Origin of the sequence: Acidisarcina polymorpha (assembly GCF_003330725.1) — a bacterium.
GTDB lineage: Bacteria > Acidobacteriota > Terriglobia > Terriglobales > Acidobacteriaceae > Acidisarcina > Acidisarcina polymorpha.
The window spans coordinates 2704037-2724940 of record NZ_CP030840.1 but is presented as its reverse complement, the minus strand read 5'-3'; the positions used below and the strand labels follow the sequence as shown (position 1 = coordinate 2724940).

13 protein-coding genes are annotated in these 20904 nt (G+C 58.2%); 5 read left to right on the top strand and 8 right to left on the bottom strand.

Translation table 11 applies throughout. From position 1 onward, the window contains the following. Window positions 1-41: 41 nt before the first annotated feature. On the top strand, window positions 42-890 hold the full coding sequence (locus ACPOL_RS11650; RefSeq protein ID WP_114207216.1) for a WecB/TagA/CpsF family glycosyltransferase: 849 nt from the start codon (window positions 42-44) through the stop codon (window positions 888-890). 53 nt (window positions 891-943) lie between these two features. Further along, window positions 944-1363 carry an A1S_2505 family phage non-structural protein gene (locus ACPOL_RS11645; RefSeq protein ID WP_114207215.1) on the top strand — a complete coding sequence of 140 codons (420 nt, stop codon included), beginning with the start codon at window positions 944-946 and terminating at the stop codon, window positions 1361-1363. Window positions 1364-1401: 38 nt separating this feature from the next. Here ACPOL_RS11645 and ACPOL_RS11640 read toward each other — a convergent pair whose 3' ends face one another. After that, the gene (locus tag ACPOL_RS11640; RefSeq protein WP_114207214.1) at window positions 1402-3186 is read right to left on the bottom strand and encodes a CRTAC1 family protein; all 1785 of its coding nucleotides are present in this window, start codon (window positions 3184-3186) and stop codon (window positions 1402-1404) included. A 458-nt stretch (window positions 3187-3644) separates the two neighbouring features. Between ACPOL_RS11640 and ACPOL_RS11635 the strand changes: the two genes are divergently transcribed. Continuing rightward, window positions 3645-4718 carry a LacI family DNA-binding transcriptional regulator gene (locus ACPOL_RS11635; RefSeq protein ID WP_114210783.1) on the top strand — a complete coding sequence of 358 codons (1074 nt, stop codon included), beginning with the start codon at window positions 3645-3647 and terminating at the stop codon, window positions 4716-4718. A gap of 16 nt (window positions 4719-4734) precedes the next feature. Here the strand turns inward: ACPOL_RS11635 and ilvA are convergent, their stop codons facing one another. From ilvA to ACPOL_RS11610, 5 genes are all read right to left on the bottom strand, one after another. Further along, window positions 4735-5970, bottom strand: coding sequence for a threonine ammonia-lyase (gene ilvA / locus ACPOL_RS11630; protein WP_114207213.1), 1236 nt, complete (start codon window positions 5968-5970; stop codon window positions 4735-4737). 208 nt (window positions 5971-6178) lie between these two features. Next, window positions 6179-7312: a lactonase family protein gene (locus ACPOL_RS11625; protein WP_236657414.1), complete on the bottom strand. Its 1134-nt coding sequence runs from the start codon at window positions 7310-7312 to the stop codon at window positions 6179-6181. Between the two features lie 232 nt (window positions 7313-7544). Then, window positions 7545-8630: a YeiH family protein gene (locus ACPOL_RS11620; protein ID WP_114207212.1), complete on the bottom strand. Its 1086-nt coding sequence runs from the start codon at window positions 8628-8630 to the stop codon at window positions 7545-7547. A 267-nt stretch (window positions 8631-8897) separates the two neighbouring features. Continuing rightward, window positions 8898-10286: a siroheme synthase CysG gene (gene cysG / locus ACPOL_RS34690; protein ID WP_114207211.1), complete on the bottom strand. Its 1389-nt coding sequence runs from the start codon at window positions 10284-10286 to the stop codon at window positions 8898-8900. After that, on the bottom strand, window positions 10286-11980 hold the full coding sequence (locus tag ACPOL_RS11610; protein ID WP_114207210.1) for a nitrite/sulfite reductase: 1695 nt from the start codon (window positions 11978-11980) through the stop codon (window positions 10286-10288). Before ACPOL_RS11610 ends, cysG begins: the two co-directional genes overlap by 1 nt. Before the next feature lie 404 nt (window positions 11981-12384). Between ACPOL_RS11610 and ACPOL_RS35465 the strand changes: the two genes are divergently transcribed. Beyond that, the gene (locus ACPOL_RS35465) at window positions 12385-13866 is read left to right on the top strand and encodes an ATP-binding protein (RefSeq protein WP_114210781.1); all 1482 of its coding nucleotides are present in this window, start codon (window positions 12385-12387) and stop codon (window positions 13864-13866) included. 226 nt (window positions 13867-14092) lie between these two features. After that, window positions 14093-16249 carry a prolyl oligopeptidase family serine peptidase gene (locus ACPOL_RS11600; protein ID WP_236657413.1) on the top strand — a complete coding sequence of 719 codons (2157 nt, stop codon included), beginning with the start codon at window positions 14093-14095 and terminating at the stop codon, window positions 16247-16249. A 75-nt stretch (window positions 16250-16324) separates the two neighbouring features. On the opposite strand, the gene ACPOL_RS11595 is transcribed toward ACPOL_RS11600, so the two are convergent. Both ACPOL_RS11595 and ACPOL_RS11590 read right to left on the bottom strand, forming a co-directional pair. Next, a complete protein-coding gene (locus tag ACPOL_RS11595) occupies window positions 16325-19354 on the bottom strand; it encodes a TonB-dependent receptor (protein ID WP_114207209.1) in 3030 nt (1009 codons plus the stop codon). Between the two features lie 60 nt (window positions 19355-19414). Further along, window positions 19415-20713 (bottom strand): hypothetical protein, encoded by a 1299-nt coding sequence (locus ACPOL_RS11590; protein ID WP_150132961.1) that lies wholly within the window; start codon window positions 20711-20713, stop codon window positions 19415-19417. Window positions 20714-20904 lie beyond the last annotated feature (191 nt).

The window sequence follows — 20904 nt, the reverse complement described above, 5'->3', positions numbered from 1 at the left end:
TGCGTGAACTTTGATCGGATCACCGGTGCGGTGGAGGCGACATGGCTAAACAGGTCCCGCCCAAAGCGCAAAATACCCGCCTTAAGCCTTGGCCCGCGGATCGTGCAGCGGATCGTGCATGGCCGGCTGGAGAGCGCGTCATTATCGGAGCCGTGGCGCTCGACGCCATCGATTTTGAGGGCGCTGTCACCTGGGCGCTCGACTCCATGAAGACTCGAGCCGAGCATCCCCCCCGTCGAATCGTCTCCCCCAATGCGTGGCTGGTCGCACTCGCGGATGCCGACCCAGGATTCGCCTCCCTCTTGCGCAGCTTCAATTTGGTAGTAGCCGACGGATTGCCGCTGGTATGGGCGGCGTCCTTGCTGGGGACTCCGCTGCGCGGGCAAATTCGTGGCGTCGACCTGATGGAAAACATCTGCGAGGCAGCCGCGGCTCATCGCATGTCCTTTTATGTTCTTGGCGGCCTCTCCGGGGCCGCGGAGATTGCCGCCCGTCGGCTGACGTTGAGCTATCCAGGTCTGCGACTGGCAGGAATCGATAGCCCGCCACTCGGCTTCGAAGCAGACGATCTGCTCAAACAGCAGGTGCGCGACAAAATCGCCGCCGCCGCACCCGACTTCCTCATCGTCGCTCTCGGCTCACCGAAGCAGGAGTGGTGGATTCACGAAAACTGCCGGGATTTGCCCGTGGGCGTGATCCAGGGCGTCGGCGCGGCCATCGATACTTACGCCGGGCTGCGCAAGCGGCCGCCGCGATGGATGAGAGTCATCGGGCTTGAGTGGTTCGGGCGCTTGCTCGCGGAACCAAAGCGACTATGGCGCAGGTACCTCCTCGGCAACCCGCGTTTTCTGTGGATCATCTTTCGCCAATGGTTTCGAGCTCGGAGATGACGAAGTGGCTTCGGCTTGCAACCCAAATCCCGCCCGCCGTATCGTAGCCTGTGATGGCGAGTGAAGAGTACACCCAGGAACACGAGCGACCCTTTGATTCGGCGAAGGACATTTTTGTTTTCGGCACCAATGACGAGGGGCGCCACTATGCAGGAGCCGCCAAGTATGCGCAGGAACACTGCGGCGCCGAGCCAGGGATCGGTGTCGGGCCGACAGGCCGCGCTTATGCGATCCCTACCATGAATGGCTGGAACCGGCTCAAGGATGAGGTGCAGCACTTCATCGAATACGCGGACCAACATCCTGAACAGTCTTTCTTCGTGACTCGGGTAGGTTGCGGGCTGGCCGGCTACCAGGACAATGGTGTCGCGCCTCTTTTCCTTCACGCCCCAGCCAATTGCCTGTTGCCGCTGGGATGGCGCGACCTTGCAATGTTGCGCGAGGGCTTGCCGCCGTCTCCTAAGGTTTACTGAGCGGCCTGTTTATTGATTTTGCCCGTTTATTGATCCGACTATCGCCGCGGCGCGGCCGTCTTCGGTGTTGCTGCCGAAGTGGCGACGGTCGCGCACTTGGCGCAGGTTTCCCCGGTCACTCCCTTACCCTGCTCCACGGTAAAGATGCGGTCGACACCCGGCAGTTTCACTTGTTCGACAACATTGCCCGGCCAATGAATTTCCACCCCGTCGACCGCCGCCGCGTCGCCTATGCCAAAATGCACCCGCTGGTCGTTGGAAGAGGCGTAGCTGCCGCCGCTAAGCACATCCTGGCGCTGCTTCATCCCATTGGCCGTCAAGTAGACCGAGGCGCCCACAGCATCGCGCGGTCCCTTCGGACCACCAATCAACTTGAGCTCTACCCAGTGATGATGGTCGTCGTTCACGTTGCGCAAAAGCACCGGTGAGCCATCCATCACGTTGATCACAACGTCGATCTTGCCATCATTGAAGAGGTCGCCGAATGCTCCGCCCCTGCCAGGGATCACGTCCGCCAGGCCAGTTCCTTTTACCGGCGGAACATTCTCAAACTTCTGCCCCTTCAGGTTGCGGAAGAGCAGCGGCCGTTGTGCAAATGTCGTGCCCCAGTCGTTCTTGTCCACTAGAGGATAGACATGACCATCGATGAAAAACAGGTCTTTCCAGCCATCATTGTCATAGTCGAGAAAGCCATCTCCCCAGCCAAGGAAGGGGATCGTCGTCTGCGCAATCCCCAGTTTGTAGCTGACATCGGTAAAGTTGGCATCCCCATCGTTGCGGTAGACAACTTTGTAATCATCGGAAAACGTTGTGTTCACCAGGTCCACCAGTCCATTGTTCTGATAGTCGCCAACCGCGATGCCCATGGAAGCGGTCTCGCGGCCATCCTGGTTCAACGCATATCCAGAGGCATAGCTATCATCCTCGAAGGCGCCATCGCCCTTGTTGATGTAGAGATAATTCGGAGTCGAATCGTCAGCTACCGCCAGATCGACTTTGCCATCATTGTTCACGTCGACAAAGACCGAAGCCAGTCCATAGTAGCCGTTGGGATCGCCAACTCCCGCCTTCTCAGTGGTTTCGTTAAATGTGCCATCTCCGTTGTTGCGGTAGAGATGGTCCTTCTCCCCTTGCAGTCCGCGGGGACCGCACATGACGCTGACGCCGCGAAATTGGCATCCTGAGTAGTTGACCGCCTTCGATCCGGGGTCAGGCAGGTTGCTGCGGTCAAAGTGAACGTAGCCCGGTACAAACAGATCCAGCTTGCCGTCGCCGTCGTAATCTCCGAACGTCGCGCCCGCCGACCAACCGCCGAAGGTGACTCCCGCCTTCTCTCCTACATCGGTGAAAGTGCCGTTGTGGTTGTTGTGGTAGAGCCGGTTCTTGCCGTAGTTGGTCACATAGATGTCCGGCCAGCCATCGTTGTCATAGTCGCCGACGACTGCGCCAACTCCCCAGCGTTCGTTGGTGACGCCCGCTTTCTCCGCCACGTTCGTGAACGTCCCATCATGGTTATTGTGGAACAAGGCAGCGTGCGGAGCTGGCTCTTTGCCGTCCAGGGCTTCATAGGTCGAACCGTTCACGAGATAGATGTCGAGCCAGCCATCATTGTCGTAGTCAAGCAGCGCGACTCCCGACCCAATGGTCTCCAGGATGTACTTCTTCTCCGGAGTGCCAACCTTATGCTTCCAAACGGTGAGGCCGGCCTGCTTCGAGATGTCCTGAAAGACGATTGGCCCGGAGTCTACAAACCCGCCGGCCGTAATCGGGCGATTCTCCGCATCTTTAACCGGCGCAAAGACCCCGGCCGTCGAGTTTCCCATCCCCGACTGCTGGGCAGGAGCCGTGGGCTTGATGGGCGCTTCCTGAGCCGCGACGCCAGGCCCGCAAAAGCAACCGGCGCCTAGGAAGACTACCGTACTCCAACAGAATTCCCTGCTAAACACCCTCACGAATAACCCTCTATTCCCCACTTCATTACGCGCGCCAGCAACCGGGCTTTCGAGCAGGCAAAGTTACGAAAGCGCGAAGTGCACGTTCCAGGCTTATCCTCAAAAAAAAAGCCGCAGCGGTGGCTTTCAGGCACATTACAGCTGCTGCAACTGCCTGCTCCAGCTCGAGAGCTCTGCTTGACTCTCGAACAAAAGGTCGAAATACTCGGCTTTCATCACTGGACACTTACGCGAACTCCGTTCTATCTGTATATAACTCTAGGGGAGGACTTGTCGCGGGCAGTCGGTTTGCGGAGATGCATCTGCAGGTCGAACGCCAAGAAAGACCGATGAACATCAGAGAAGTTGCCCGGGTAGCCCGAGTTTCCACTGCGACCGTCTCACGCACCATCAACGGTTCTGATAAGGTTGCGCCCGAGACCGCCGAACGCGTTCGCGAGGCCATTCACAAACTGAAGTTCTACCCCAACAACAATGCGCGTGCTCTGGGTTCAGGGCGGAGCAGCCTCTATGGTTTGATTATCTCCGACATCACCAACCCGTTTTTCCCCGAACTGGTACGGAGCTTCGAGGAGATCGCCGTCCAGTATGGCCAGGAGGTGCTAGTCGCCAACACCAACTACGACCCCATCCGTATGGAAACATGTGTTCGCCGCATGCTTCAGCGCAAAGTCGACGGCGTAGCCATCCTTACCTCGGAGATGGAGGCCCACCTGATCGATGAATTCAGCAGTCGCCGCATTCCGATGGTCTTCCTGGACATGGGCGTACCCAGCGAAGGCATATCCAATATCGTGCTTGATTATCCGGCCGGCGTTGACGCCGCTGTCCAGCACCTCTCCGATCTCGGCCATGTCGACATCGGTTTCATCTCCGGCCCAATGAATCTCACATCGGCGCGCATCCGTCATCAGGCGTTCCTCGCCAGCCTCAAGCGCAAGCGCATCCGCCTCAATCCCTCCTTCGTGGAAGAAGGAGATCATCGGATGGGCGGCGGCCATGATGCCATGGCCCGCCTGCTTAACCGGCCGGTGCGGCCGACGGCAATCCTCGCCTCAAACGACATGACGGCGATTGGCGCTATGGGAGCCATCTTCGAGCAAGGGCTGAGCGTTCCTGAAGACATCTCGGTCATCGGCTTCGACGACATCGACCTGAGTTCCTTCACTCAGCCGCCGCTGACCACGATCCGCGTTTCGCGGCCGGATATCGCCCGCACTGCCTTCCGCGCCCTCTACTCTTCTAACCAGGATACGCCTCCTCAAGGGGCAGAGTTCACCATCCATCCGACCCTGATCGAACGAAAATCGACGGGAAGAATGATCCCCATCGGATCGCCCCGCAGGCAGCAGAAAAGCGGAGACGCCGGCATTCGCTTTGGCAAAGCGCAGATCACTGGTTAAGGAAAATACTCCTAAACTACTCAATTCGCTGATGCCGGTAGCCCGCTTCCGTCAGCTTGCGCTCGATGATCGCAATGTGATCGGAACCGCGGGTCTCCAGAGTGAAGTCGATCACGGTATCGCCGAGGCTTACTCCGTAGTACGCGCGGTCATATTGCGTCTGCACAATATTGGCGGCAAGTTCCGCAATGATCCTGGTGAGTTGGTGCAGTGCCCCTGGGCGATCCGAGAGATGAATTCGCAGCCTCATCCACCGGCCGTCTTTTACTAAACCTCGTTCGATGATTTTGGCCAGCAGACTCACATCGATGTTTCCCCCGCAAACCAGCACCGCCGTTCGCTCAGTGGTGAGCGAGGATTTGCGCTGCAGAACCGCCGCCAGCGCGGTTGCTCCGGCGCCTTCGGCGAGGGTCTTTTCCCGTTCCAACAAGACCAGGATGGCGCTGGCTATCTCTTCCTCGTCCACGGTGACCAACTCATCGACATATCGCTCGACCAGCCGAAGCGTCCGCTCCGCTGAACGTCTGACCGCGATGCCGTCGGCGATAGTGGCCTCAGCCGGAACAGTGACCGGCTCGCCCGCCTCGGTCGCTCGCAACATCGAAGGCAGACGCTCCGTCTGGACGCCAATGATGCGGACAAGCGGGTTCTTCTCCTTGATGGCGCAGGCGACACCGGCGATCAGGCCCCCGCCTCCGATGGGCACGACGACCGCCTCAATGTCGGGCACCTGCTCTAGAATCTCGAGCCCAATTGAACCTTGTCCCTGGATCACCTCGGAGTCATCAAAAGGGTGCAGGAAGGTCATGCCGTGGGTCTCGGCGCGCTGCACTGCCTCAGTGCAGGCTTCGTCGTAGTTTGCGCCATGCAGCACCACCTCCGCGCCAAAGCCGCGCGTCGCAGCCACCTTCACCAGCGGGGTCATCAACGGCATCACGATCTGCGACCGGATGCCTCGCTGGGTCGCATGGTAGGCTACCGCCTGGGCGTGGTTGCCTGCGCTTGCCGCGATGACGCCGCGCTGCTTCTCTTCGGCGCTCAACGTCAGAATCTTGTTGAGCGCACCCCGTTCCTTGAACGCCCCGGTCCGCTGCAAATTGTCCAGCTTGAGGTAGATCTCCTGCCCCGTGATCCGGGTCAATTCCGCCGAACGCAGACACGGCGAAAGAAAGATAAAGTCGCGAATTCGCTCTCGAGCGCGCTCGATCCCCGCGAGAGATACATCCAGTGCCGCTTCGTCGCTTACTTGCATTGCATTCTCAATCCTCTACTGTTCCGGATAGTCCGCTCACCTCAATCCTAGTGCACTCAAGAAAAAAACATTAGCTGCTGAGTTTCCGGTGCTCGCTCCGGGTTCGGGACGGGAGCTCTTCACTTCGCGGAGAAAGGTACCAGCAAAAGAGCCTGTGAACAGTTGCAGATGTTCACAGGCTCTTCGTGATGCTGGAAGTGGATGAAGTTTAGAGAGCCGCGATTCCGTTAAAGCCAACGTTCTTCGGGAGGCCGGAGATCTCACCCTGAGACGTGAGTGTTCCGTCGGCATTGATCGCGAACACACTGACGCTGCCGACCATAGAGTCCAGCGTGTAGAGATACTTGCCGTCGCCGCTAACCGTAATGTCGAGATTCGTCGTGCCTTCAGGTTGAGTTGCAACAACCGTCGAGCCCACCGGCTTCAGCACTCCGGTCTTCGAGATCGAGAACGCAGAGATCGTCGAGGATCCGGCATTTGAAACATAGGCGAACTTGCCGTCCGGAGTGACCGCGTTCCAGCAGTTTGCGTTGCCAAACGTGGGAAGGGATTCAGTGACTGCAGTGAGCGCACCGTTGCTCTTTACGGAGAACGAAGAGATGGTCGATGCATTGGCCGCACCTGCGGGACCAGTTGCCGAGAGTATCAGCTGTCCCTGAGGATCGAACCGTGCGGAGAAGACGCCAGGCACCGGGCTGGCAATCGTGTTGATAGGGCCGAGTGTGCCATCGGAGAAAATGCGAAAAGTGTCGATGTCATTGGTGAGGCGTTCGGTGACCACCAGGAATTGGCCATCAGGCGTGATGGAGATCGAGGAACCACCAGCGGAAGTCGCGCTCAGGAAGGCAGACGCGTCAGTAATTGCGTGCAGGCGTCCGGCTTCGTCAACCGAGAACCCTACCACGGTCCCCTGACCAGCTCCGTCGAGCACGTAGACACGATTCTTAAACGTAGCGACGGCCAATGGCTCGCTGCCGCCAGTAGGGACCTTATCAACCAGGGCAAGCTCGCCCTTGCCACGAACGCGGAAGCTAGCAAGCGTGCCGCTTCCCGCATTCACCGCGAAGAGGAGAGTGTGCTCGCTGTTGAGAGTGAGGGACCCCTGGGACTGCAAGGGGTCATTCGTCCCGCCGCTGCCTCGTCCATCAGTTGAAAACCGGTTGGCCTCGGAGGAGCCGCCATCGCGCTCACGGGTGTAGACAACGACCTCGTTTCTGTCTGCGGCGTTTGTCATCACAAATACTGTTGGGTTAACGGTGGAGCCTGCCGCGGCAAACATCGCTGGTGCGAATGTGCCGAATCCAAGCGTGAGCGCGAGGATTCCGCGTCCTGCCTTCATCATTACCATCTCCTTGGGATTACTCGAATGCGCGCGATCAGCTCAGACCTCACCCCTAGCCGGAGCAGAGGCTTGGGGAGGGCGAACTGAGCGCAATCATTAGAGCACGCGGGGAGTGAATGGTTACAGCTAGAAAACTACGCTTAAAAGCTTCCACAGCGCAGTGGGGAGCGATCAAAGAAAATATATAAACGAGAAAAGAAAATCTGTAACGATGGGCTGGGGGAAGCCTACGTCACAAGTGCAAGTAGTGGTCCGCTCCGTAGACCAGCCCCAAAGTGACCAATGCTATAAAGACTTCACCGATTGCGCCTACAGCAAACGGCTTCCATCCCTGCCTGCCAAGTTCGCGGAGGCTGGTCCTCAATCCAACACCAGCAAAGGTCAAGAGGAATGCCCAGCGTGAAAGGTTCGCCAGACTGGTCAGTTGCGGCTTGGTGAAATAGCCCAGTGTCGCCAGTAGGGAGATCAAGAGAAACCCCAGGACAAACTTGGGAAACTTACGCCAGAGAAAGGCCGCTTTGTTACCAACTGCATGAGCTTCTCCTTTGCTGGCCCAATATAAGGCATAAGCCAGCACGACGAAGCCAATCAATGCATTCCGAGTCGTCTTGGCGAGTACCGCAACTTTGCCGGCCGCATCGGAGTAAAGCGCACCAGCGGCGGTCGCTTCCGCGGTGTTGTCCACGGCGAGACCAGCCCAAAGGCCGTAAGCCTTGTCGCTCAGATGGAGAGCATGGCCGATCAGCGGAAAGGTAAAGAGCGAAATCGCGCCGAGCGCGAGGATCGCCGCGATCGCGTAAGACGCATCCTCGTCATCGGCGTCGATGGCCGGCTTGGCGGCGATGATCGCGGAGACTCCGCAGATGGAAGAGCCGATTGCCAGGAGCGACGTTAATTTAGGTTTGAGGCCGAAGCTGCGGCCAAGCAGGTGCATAAATGCAAAGGAAAGCGTAATCGCAATTGCGACCAGGAGCAGCGAGATGCCGCCCAAATGAAGGATATCTCCAAGCAGGAAGCGCGAGCCTAAAAGGACGATGCCCGCCTTCAGCCAAAACTCGTAAGTCGCGACACCAGCCTCGAAGATGCGTGGAACGCCGACCGTATTCGCGATAATCAAGCCGATAACGATGGCCCAGAGAACATACTCGATGTTTGGAAAGGTAATGTGGTTGGCTTTGGTGTAATGACCGATCGACTGTTCAATGAACTTCCCCGCATATCCGACAGCCGCGAGCAGCAACAAGCCTGGAATAAGCGAGACGATCTGCCTGCCGATACTCAGTGGGGGCGTTGACGTTGGGATTGCGGTGGTGGCCATAGCCTTCTCCTTGCTCCCTTAAGAGCACAGTTCCCCGAGGTTTGATGTGGCACTGCTTGCGTCTCTCAGCCAGCGATGACTCGCTTTTCACTGGAACGCCCGCTGCAATGGCGAAAAGACCCTACCACGTCACCGGTGGCAGCAGATTGAATCGCACCAGCAGCGCAAGGATAAGCGCGAGGGCTACCGCATAAACATCGAGCGAGACCCCTCGCTTCGAATCGCTTTTTACTTCTGCCATGCTTTTCTCCTTACAATTCCTCGATCTCAGACCGCGGATTGACCAGCCCACACATCCGCGATAGCTGCCGAAGTCACATTCCGAACGCTCCAACCCGCGATGAGCAGCGACGGCGCGAGAGCAGCTTCGGCAGCACCCAGGGCGGCAAGTGTCGTACATCGCACTTGCTGGTCGGGCTGAGCGGCGCGGGAGACGACCACGCAAGGGAGATTAGGCGGAAGACCTTCGTCGAGCCACTGAGCGGCAAGCAGAGTCAAATCCCGTCCAGGCATGTAGACCACACGGGTGGCGTCTTCCCGCTCCGGCAAGGGAGATTGATTGTGCGACTGCGCATGTTGTCCTGTGGAGAAAACGACGTTGGACGCGCAATTACGGTCGGTTAATGAACATTGAATAGCAGCTGCAGCCGCGAAGGCCGCGGTGATCCCGGGAACAATCTCATAAGCGATGCCGGCCTCGCCTAGAGCTCTCATTTCTTCGGCAGCGCGGCCAAAAATGAGCGGGTCGCCACTCTTGAGACGAACCACCCTGCGGCCGGCGCGCGCATGTTCCACCATCAGCGCGTTGATTTCGTCCTGGGTAATGTTCTTGGCGCCGCAACGCTTGCCCACGTTCACGATTTCCGCGTTGAGCGAAGCATTCTCGAGAACAGCCGGAGGAACCAGATCATCGTGGAGAACGACTTCGGCATTCTGAATGAGGCGAAGCGCCTTGACGGTAAGGAGATCCGGGTCGCCCGGCCCAGCTCCTACCAGGTAGACCTTTGGCTCGACGCTATTTATCACAGTGTTCGGCGAATTTTCGGGAATCGCTTGCGAGGCGATCCTCCGCGAGGGGCATGTCGGCGATTCGCACACCTGGCGATGCGAGAGCTGATGCAGCACTGCCTTACGCGCATCCCCCCGGGGATGGCTCTCGAGCACCTCGCGGCGAAGCTGGCCCAGGTTTTTTAACCACTCGCCTAAGTCCTCGGGGAGCTGCTCATCTATCTCGCGGCGAAGTCGCTGCGCAACCGCAGGGCTCTCCCCAGCAGTCGAGATCGCAATTTGCAAGTCTCCACGAGCTACGATCGAGCCAAAATAGAAGTCACAGTTCGGAATGTCATCGACGCTGTTACAAATGACATTCCGATCCAGACAGCCTTGATAAACAGCGGAGTTCACCTGCGGAACATTGGTCGCCGTGATCACCAGAAAATTGCCATCGAGGTCTGTCAACTCGAATGCCCGCTGAATCCATACCAGCCTGCCCTCGGTTGCAAGCTGCTGAATCTCGGGCCGCGCTTCCGGGGCTATCACGGTGAGTTTAGCTCCGGTTTTGAGCAGGCTTCCAATCTTCTCCAGGGCAACAGTACCCGCACCCACCAGCAGGCACCGGCGGCCGGATAGCTTGAGGAAGATGGGCAGCATTGCCATTAGTCGACTCCATGCGGGGCGCGGCCGGTGGGAGTATCGCGCTCGACTGGCGCAAGCACTTCTCCGGCCAGGTGGGCGCGCAGTTCGTCGTTGGGATAGCGGCCGAACCAGGCGCGAAGATTTTCCTCCGGGGCGCGATCGGCCAGGTATCGGCGCAGCAGGCGTTCAATTGCCTCGGGAACAAGCGGCGCCGGGCAGCGGTAACCGACTGCGCGAGCAATGGCGGCATGCTTGCCGACCGCCCCTCCCACGCAGAAGTAGTACGCATCGGTCAATTGGCCTTCGTGCTTGATCTTCTTGCCTTCGATGCCGATGTCCGCGATCCAGTGCTGGCCGCAGCTATTGGGGCAGCCGGTCACGTGGAGCTTGAGCTGTTGATCGAACTCCGGAAGCCGCTCTTCGAGTTCATCGACCAGCCATCGGGTAAATCCTTTAGTCTCGGTAATCGCAAGCTTGCAAAACTCCGTGCCGGTGCAGGCCACGGCTCCACGCCAGAAGGGGCTTCCCTCCACCTCAAGGCCAATCTGCTGCAGTTCGCCGGCTAGTTCAGAAGTCTTGCCATTGGGAACATCAATGAAGAGCAAATTCTGCGAGACCGTCGCCCGAAGGGCGCCGCTGCCAAAGCGCTCGGCGAGTTCTGCTGCCGCCTCCAACTGCTCTCCGCTGAGACGGCCACGCAACACGGAAGCGCCAACATAGCAGAGCCCGGGCTGCCGCTGCGGATGAATACCCGCATGGTCCCGGTAGATGTCGTTGGGTATCTCTTCGGGAACGCCCGGCAATAGGGGAAAGTCAAGCCTAGACTCGAGCTCAGCCAGGAAGCTCTCCGCTGTCCATCCCTCTTTAAGGAACAGGTGCTTGAGGCGAGCCCGGTCGCGACTCTCGCGCAGGCCTTGCTGGTCGCGGAAGATCTCAGTTACCGCACGAGCGACAGCTAAACCCTGACTCGGAAGCACAAACGCATCGAGCCGAACTGCGAGATGCGGGTCCGCGGAGAGACCGCCGCCAATCCGCACCGAATAACCCACCTGATCGCCTGATCTCACCGCTGTGAAACCAATGTCATTGATCTCAGGATAGGAGCACCAGGAAGGGCAGCCGGTGACGGAAATCTTGAACTTGCGAGGCAAATTGTAGAAGTCGGGATTGGCCGTCAGCAACTCGGCGATCTCAACCGCCAATGGCGAGGCATCGATGAGCTCGTCCGCGGCAACTCCGGCGAGCGGGCAGCCGGTAACGTTGCGAACGACATCGCCACAAGCGCCTTTTGGCGAAAGCCCGACTCGATCAAGAGCGTCGACCACCTCGGGCAGCGACTCGATGCTGAGCCAATGCAACTGTAGGTTCTGCCGGACCGTGATGTCGGCAAGGTTACGAGCATGCGTTCGCGTAAGATTGCCCATGACACGAAGCTGCTGCGAGTTCAGAATTCCATTAGGAATGCCGATGCGCATCATGAAGTAATCGGTGGCGAGGCCCTCGCCGCCTTTGCCTCCGGTCGCCCCGACGCCATCGCCCTGAGTGTAGACGCCCCACCACTTGAAGTATGCAGAGGCCCATTCGGGGACCACGCTGGCACGACCCTCGCGGGCAAACCTGCGCACCTCGTCGAAGGCCTCCCACGGGTTTTTTTCGCGCTTCAGGCGCTCCACACGCTGGGCTTTGGTTTCTTTGACGGCGGCAACTTCAGTCATTTTTCTCTCGATAAAGCAGGAAAGCCCGCGACAGTAGTTTTTGGTCGCGGGCTTCGGAAACCTTGGGGTTGATCCGGCTTACAGGGTCAGGCCGCCAGCGCGCTCAGAGAAGCAACAGCAGCGACAACATGAATGACCTTGCACAAGCATGCATTAATCATAGGGGCGTAACCCATGAAAATCAAATATTCCACTGCTGCCCTGTTTCCCCCACAAAGAAGCGTCGATCGCTAACTCGATCTAGTCTTCCCCGACCGGGCCTTGCGGGTGAAAATGGAGTTGTATTCGGGGCGTTCCTCAGGAAGAAGCAGCCTCGAGCGGCAGCGTGGGCCTGGTGTAGTCTTTGAGTAGTTGAAATCACCCCGCGAAACTCCCTTTTCCTTGTCATGCAAAAGGAGGCGAAGATGAACATCGAACTCAGCGTCGATGACGTGAAGGCCTCAGATTGCCCGGAACGGGCCGCCATCGGACCGCCGGAAAAGCCAACACCCATCGGCGAGATTATGGCTGCACTTCGCACCATTCCGGAACTCGAAGGGCTTTCCGATAAAGAGTTTCACTGGATTGCGAGCCACGGAAGCGAACGCGTTGGACCAGACGGCAGCGTCGTCTTCACCGAGAATGAGCCGTCGCACCACCTCACCTTCATCCTGGGGGGCGAGGTTTACGTGCGGCGGCGAAACATGGGGCCGACCTCGCTTTTCTTTGGCCGGACTGGGCGAATGACCGGCAAGCTTCCGTATTCCCGGATGAAAACCTGGGGAGGCGACGGCACCGCTGCCGGGTCGTTCTGGGGGCTCGATATACACGAGGACTGCTTTCCGGCGATGCTCCAGGCAATCCCTGCTCTGAATCAGCGGGTCGTGTCGACTCTTCTCGATCGAGTTCGCGAATTCACCCGGGCCGACGAACAGACGGTCAAGCTGAACGCTCTAGGCAAGCTGGCGGCCAATCTTGCCCACGAGCTCAATAATCCCGCCTCCGCTGCGAGGCGAGCGGCCGAGACGCTCTCGTCAAATCTTCGCGAAACCGATGCGGCGAAGTGCCGGCTGGGCTATCTCTGCACTTCTGATGAAGAGTTGAATGCTTATTGCAACTGGATGAAGGAGGCCCGGAATTGGGTCGCCGGCGCCACCACGGACTCGAGCCACTCCACTGGGGTTGATGAGGAAAAGATCCTGAACTGGCTGGAGGCGCGACACATTCCGGATGCCTGGAAGATCGCTCCTCCCTTGGCCGATGCTCGCTTGCCCGTCAAAATGCTCGAAGACTTGGCAGCTGCCGTAAATTCCGCCGTTCTTCCGCTCGCGATTTCCACCTTTGCGGAAGCCATCAGCAGCGAACGCGCGGCGGAGACGATCGTGGGATCGACCTCCAGGATCTTCGACATCATCACGGCAATCAAAGACTACTCCTATATGGATCAGGAGCCCCTGCAAGAGATTAACCTGGTTCAAGCATTAGAGAGCACGCTGGCCATGTTTCGATCGCGCCTGAGTCTAGTCGAAATCCGGCGGCAGTATGATCCGATGGTGCCGGCGTTGCGGGGCTTTGGCGGTGAATTGAATGATGTTTGGACCGCTCTGATTGAGAACGCCCTGGACGCGATGGAAGGCCACGGAACGCTCAGGCTGTCGACCAGCCTGAAGGGCCGAATCGTCTTTGTCGAGGTGGGGGACAGCGGACAAGGCATCGACCCTGGCTTGAAGTCCAGAATTTTCGAGCCATTTTTCACGACGAAACCGATCGGCAAAGGGCTTGGACTCGGCCTGGATCTCGTGCAAAGAGTCGTGAACAAGCACTTCGGCTCCATCAGCGTTGAGTCGAGCCCAGCCGGGACCTGTTTCCAGGTACGGCTTCCTTTAGATCGAAGCCGCGTTTACTAAAGCATTCTCTGCCTTGGTACGGATCTGGAAAACGGTGGAGTTGACCTTTTTCCGAGGGGAGAGGGGCTTCTGCACTCTCACTTAGAAGGCATACAGCCACCGCAACAATGCGAGAGCCATCGAGCCTCGTTCCGTAACGCTCCTACTCACTTTCAAATCCATTGCAAGCTAAGATAACGTCAAACGTGCGTTCGAAATCCAGCGGTAGCCGCGTTTAGGAGAATGGATGCGACTGATGCCTTTGTTTGTGACTCCTGTGATACTTCTCGCGGCGGCAGAGCCTTTGCCCTCGACCGCCCAAGATTCAGTAACAATTCATGGACGAGCCGGCATTACCTTGCCCGCGCCCCCGGCAACAGCGACTGCTCCAGTCGTCGACGTATACCAAAGCGGGGATTCCGGCCAGCCCGTCAAAGTCAGCGACAATTACCGCTGGCTCGAAGACGCGAAAAGTCCGGAGACCCGCTCTTTCATTGCGGCCCAGAATGCGTATACCCAGCAATATCTCCATCAGGTGAAAATCCTTCCCGAAGTACGAACTCAAATGGCGGCGCTCCTTCGAGTCGATGTCATTGGCACCCCGGTTCGTCGCGGGGATCGCTTCTTCTTTACCAAACGACTCGCTAGCGAAAACCAGGCATCGATTTATCTGCGAAATGGTCTCCATGGTACGGATGACCGGTTGATCGATGCCAACACCCTCAGTACCGATCAGAACACCTCGGTAACCATGCTCGACTTGAACGACAGTGGTTCCTTGATGGCTTATGGCCTTCGAGTGGGAGGCGCGGACGAATTAGAGGTCCATTTCCTCGATCTCGCAAGCCGTAAAGATACTTCAGACAAGCTGCCCAGCGCACGCTATTACGGAGTCCAGATCAGTCCCGACGGCAAGGGTGCTTACTATTCCAAATTTTTTCCGCAAGAGGGCACCCGGGCCTTCTACCACGTCTTTGGAACGCCTCCGGAGAGCGACGTTACCATCCTCGGCGGGGAGTATCGAGGCGAAAAACTTGGTGAGATCGACAACGTCCAGATTCGAATCACCGAGAATGGTCATTTTCTGGTGCTCAGCGTCGGTCATGGCGTTCCCGCCAAGCGCCAGGATGTTTTGTTGAAAGATCTGCGAATAGCGGATGCTCCCATCGTGCCGCTGGTCTACGGGATCGAGAGCCGCTTCGATGTCGACAACTTTGGCGATACCTTTTATGTGGACACCGACTACCAGGCGCCGAATCATCGCATCCTGAAGGCCGAGTTGGGTAAGACACCCGACCAGTGGCAAACCATCATTCCGGAAGCCAAAGACGTCATAGAGCAGGTGGCGCTCGTCGATGGCAAGCTTTACGTCTTGAGGCTGAAAGACGTGAAGAGCGAACTCACGGTCTATACCCTCGATGGCAAGGAAAGCGGAAAGATCGATTTCCCCGGAGTCGGCGCTGGATCGACGCTCATTGGCCGAGGCGAAGAGAAAGACGGCTTCTATTCGTTCCAATCGATCGTCACGCCGCCTACAATCTACCACTACGACACAACCACCGGACGCTCCGAGGTCTTTGCGGCAATCAAGGTTCCTTTCCATTCAGAAGAATACGAGGTCAAGGAGATCTTCTATACGTCGAAGGATGGCACCCGCGTTCCGATGTTCATCGCAGGGCGCAAAGGCCTGAAACGGGATGGCAGCGAGCGCCTGCTGATGACTGGCTACGGTGGCTTCGCCGCAAGCGAGACGCCGGTTTGGAACTCCGAATACGCCTGGTGGCTTCAGCAGGGCGGATGGTTTGCGCTGCCCAGTCTTCGCGGCGGCAATGAGTATGGCGAAGCCTGGCATAAGGCTGCGATGTTCGAGAAGAAACAAAATGTCTTCGACGATTGGTTTGCCGCAGCGGAATACCTGATCCGGGAGAAATATACCTCGCCCGAGCATTTCGCCATTCGGGGCCGATCCAACGGCGGCTTGTTGATGGGTGCTTCGATGACCCAGCGGCCGGACTTGTTTGGCGCAATCTGGTGCGGCTATCCGCTACTCGATATGCTTCGATATCAGCGTTTTCTGATGGGCCGGACCTGGACAACCGAGTATGGCTCGGCAGAAAATCCCGGTGACTTCTCTTACATCTACAAGTATTCGCCCTATCAGCATGTTGTGGCAGGAACCAAATATCCGGCCATCATGTTCTTCACTGGCGATGGAGATACTCGGGTCGATCCCATGAATGCGCGAAAGATGACACCGCTGATGCAAACCTCGAGCTCGAGCGGCCGGCCGATCCTGCTCCACTACAGCTTGAAAGGCGGTCATAGCGCTGGCGTCTCACAGACCCAATTAGTCGAGGACTATGCCGACGAGATGGCATTTCTCTGGACGGAAACCGGCAGCTAGATACTCTGAGCTCGCCGGATGCCCGATCGCCACTGAGGCGAGGGCACCGGCAGCGTATACCTCATCTCGATCGGCCTAAAAGTTAAAGACGGCCTGAAGATCAATGCGGCGATTGGCGGACTGCGAGACTCCGCCGAAGGCGCCGCCTAGGCCGGTAAACCGGCCGAAAGTGGGACCGACAACGCCGATCGGCGCAGCATAGTTCACGTTGTTGAACAGGTTACGCGCCTGTGCATTCAAGGTCACGCTATAGCGACGATTCGAAGTCCCACCCGGCCCCGGAGGTCCACCGCCGTGGCCGCCAAACCCAATAAACCCTGGACCGCCATGCCCCCCGCCGCCTCCGCCACCGCCCGCCGGCGCGCCTCCAGCCGGCCCGGCGTGCTCTACTTTTGGACCAATTCCAAAAGTTTTGCTTACCCGCAAGTTCAAATTGAACTGTCCGGGAGCTTGACCAGAGTTGACTGGGATACGCGGATCGCCGGGAGCGGGTGCGGTATTAAAGTTTCCGTATTTAGTGTTGACGATGTTGGGGCCCGTCTGGCCGGCAGGGGCAAATGACGGTCGATCGTTGAAGATCGAATCCGCATTGAGGTCCTGGCTGGTGGTGATGTTAAAAGGCGGCCCGGAGAAGGCGATCAGAAAGGGACTCAGACGAATTCCCCACCGCGGCGTCTGGTAGCTGCCACCTAAAAAGAGCCGTTGCCTCACATCGAACGACGCCCTCCCATAATCGGCGCTGATGTCGTACTGCTCCGAGGGAAAGGTGGTCACTCCACCGGTATCGCTGTGGACGGTGCCTAAAGCGTAAAAGCCGAAGAGCGACAGCGCCGACCCGGCCCGAAGATTGAAATTGACCAGCAGCTGGCTTTGCTTGAAGATCGCCGCGGATTCATACTGATAGACATTCTGATTCGTGCCGAAGGGACGCAGGCCGGAGTTGTCGGTATTCGGGCCGTAGAGCGGCGCATTGATATTGCGGGTATCGAGCGCATGAACGCCGCGAGAATTCAAGTAAGTCACCGACACCGTGGCGGACTTGGTAATTTGCTGGTCTACGCCAATAGCCGTCTGCGCCGTGTAGGGAGCCTTCAGATTCGGAGCTACCTGATAGATGGTCGGAGTAACGTTATCACCGACGAGATCGGCTGCAGTGAAGTTCGGAAAGAAGGCCGGGTTTGTCACGACGTACTGAGTCTGGCTAATGCCATTCTGACGCGCTGCTTGCAGGACCTGAGCAATCTGAAAGCGATCATAGAAGAAGCCATAACCGCCGCGAATTACCGTCTTAGCAGGCTGCTTGCCGCGAGCTAAGCCGTACGCGAAGCTCACTCGTGGCGCGAAATCGGAGTGGTTGGAGATCTGGTTTTGAGACTCCCAGCGAAGACCATAACTGAGGGTCAAATTCGGCTTGATCTTCCAATCGTCCTGAGCGTAGAGGCCGGCGTCGGTCAGAATTCTCGTCACCGCGGGAGTTCCGGTAGTGACCGTAAACTGCTTCGGGCCATACCCCAGAGCCTGGATCTGAGCGGGCGTAAATCCCTGTCCGAGCAGATTCTCAGTGATCTGATACACCTGCAGAGCCGGGATGATCTGCTCACCAGGAGTAGGGCAGCCGGTGGCCGGGCAGTTCGCCTGGCTGAAGGTGTAATAGCCGTTGTAGTTTGAGGTGGCGTTGTTGGCGTCACGATCGATGCGAAGCCTTACGCCAAACTTGATAAAGTGGGATCCCTCGGAAAGAGACGTATAATTCTGGACTTCGTACCGGTTGGTGTTGTCCTGACTGAACTGCTGGCTCGCGCCGCCACCTGTAAACGCCCCTTGGACCTGGATAGACGGCGTTCCACTGACCGGGCTTAGGGTGTCGCGATCGTGAATGTATTGGAAACGGGTCTCATTCACAACCTTGTCGCTAATCACCTGGGTATCGCTGATCTGGGCGGTGCTCTCTGTCTCGTCCTCGTTCGAGGCGGTCGCCGGCAGATTCAGTTGTCCCGCGCCGGATTGGACTTCGTTGTCATTCCAATATTGGTAACGCGCCGTTAGCGTGTTTTTCGGGCCGAGCTGAAGGTCGAAGCGTGGACTGAAATTCGTGCGCGTTCGAGGATTTGGCAGCGCCAGACTGCAGGTCACCGGATCGTAAGTACTGTAGTTGACGGTTGACGGATCGCACGTCGACGATGGGCCATTCAGAATCGCCGAGATGATGTTATTGTCCTGGATGTTCCGGCGATCGAAGTTGAAGAAGAACGACGCCTTCTTACCCAGAGCGCTGCTGACATTTCCGTCATATTGGACGGTATGATAATCGGGAATCGTCTGGGCGAAGGGATTCTGCGAGTTGAAGCTCTTTGTCGTTCCCTGAACGAAAAACTGGCCGTGAAGTTTGTCGGTGCCGGGCTTGGTCAGAATCTCGATCCGCCCATAGCCCAGCTTGTCGTATTCAGCAGAGAATGGATTCTGGTTGATGCGGATCTCCCGGATCGCCGACTTTGGCGGTAACTGCCCGGCAGTAAACCCATCGATGTAAATCTGACCTCCGTTCGGACCGGCGGACGGGCCGGCCAGCGCCGTCAGCTCGGAGGAAAGCTCATCCGGATCATCGGAGAGCTGATCGAGGTCCTTGTCCTTCAGAACGACGGCATTGGCATTGCTTCCAGCGTCCGTGCTGACCGTCGGGTTGTCGGTAGTTACCTGCACATTCTGTTGGGCGACCTCAATGATCAGAGCAATATCCAGATGCTTGGGCGCGCCGGCGGCAACGGTTACACCCTGGGTCACATTGAGAGAAAATCCCGGAGCCGTCGTCTTGATGGTGTAAGTGCCCGGAGCGAGACCATGAAGGACATAGGCGCCTCCACTGTCTGATGTTGCGCTGAAGCTCTGCCCGGAGGTAGAAGTCGCGGTGATTGTCGCCTGAGGAATAACCGCGCCGCTCGGATCCGTGACCGACCCGCGCAGCGCACCAGTAGAGGCAGGCGTGGCTGTCTGGGCGGTCGTCGTTTGTGCGCCGGCCGAGGGAATCACTCCCGAAAGAAAAAGTCCGCTGAGCGGAAGCGCCATCAGAACAGGGATCGAGTAAACGGGAAATGCAAAAAGTCTCACAGAACCTCTCTTGTCGATTCAATAGGTCAGGTCGATTCGATGCGTGGGGTGAGCGTGCAGTTATTGAGCGTCTTGTCCGCCGCCAGCGGCGCCGCCGCCGAGGTTCCAGGAGGCGGAGAGCACACTCTGGCTGGCGCTGGGTGAGGCCTGCAAAATCGGCTCCACTCCAGCGATCAAAGTGATTGCAGTAGCAGCGCCCGGAGACTGCCCTTCGGTGGTAAGCACCATCACCGCGTCTCCTTTTTTGAGATCGGCAAGCTGCAGCACAGGGGCGCGAGTTAAAGCCTGCTGAAGCTCGCCACCGCGCTGCCCAGCCGCTCCCGCGCTGGAACTTCCCGGGTTACCGGCGTTTCGGCCGGCTGAGGGATTGCTAGAAGTATCGCTCGTCGCTGGAGTTCCAGTGCCAGCGGACGCCGTGCCTACATCTCCGGATCGGCCTCCATGACCTGCCCGCGGGCTGCCGGCGCCCGGTGCAGCACCAGCTCCAGACCCACCACCTTTAAGCCTCATTGCAATGCCCTGGGCCATCATCGGCGGTAATTTGTGGAGCTGCGAATCGGTATTGATGGCAACCACAAACGGCTTCTTGGTTCCTAAATCATTGACTGTCACCGTGTTTGCCGCGGAATCCACGGAAACGACCGTTCCTGCTATGTTCCGAAACGTTCCCGCGACGATGTCCTCGGCGGCGAACTCTGTGCCATCGGCATTCTTACTACCCTTGGCTCGCAGCTGGTCCCCTGCCTTGATCTGGTCGAGGGTTGCTGGTTTGGCGTCGTCGAACTTCGTCGAATCCGGGGCATAGCGTCGGATCGTGGTGCTCTTGGACGCCTGCACGACAATCTTCCTGGCGCCAGCTCCGCTGCCGGTGGTAACGCTGATCGTTCCGGCAGCCGGATCGACCGAAGTGACCAGGCCGCTGATTCCGCGGGCCTGCCAATCCTGCCGGTCCTTCTCCTGCTTCTGCGCGATATCCGCCTGCTTCATCGCCAGGACGGTGGACGCGGTGAAGTTGGGTCCGTCGGCAGCGATCTTCGCCAGAACACGGTCGCCGACGGCAATATCCTGAACCTTGATCGAGGTTGCCGCGCTCAAGCTCTTGGCGCCCGCAGGCAGTTGCAGCACCCGCGCCGAATCCGGAACAGTAATCCTGGATTCTGTTCCCTTGTCGTCTTTCACCACGATGACACTTCCGGCGATGGAGACGACGGTTCCCGCTACCCGGCTGGCGGCGGCTGGCTGACTGTCGGCAGCCTGCGCCGCGTAAACCATGCGGGCCGAGCCGCCCAGCAGAGCTACACCAGAGAAAAAGCTCCCGGCCAGCAGCGCGGCCCGAAAGCGCATCCGATTCTTAGGCATGGACACCATATTTTTTGGCTGACCGTTCGCTGTCTGTGCTTGAAATGGCTTGCGACTGCGGCCTCGCTTCAACCTGCAGCCTCGATTCAAAAGGAAAGACGTTTCTTAACCGGTAAAGTTTCAGGTTGGGGATAGCAAGAGTTTACGAGCGGAGGCCGGTTGTAATCGGTCTTCTACAGATACGATATGAT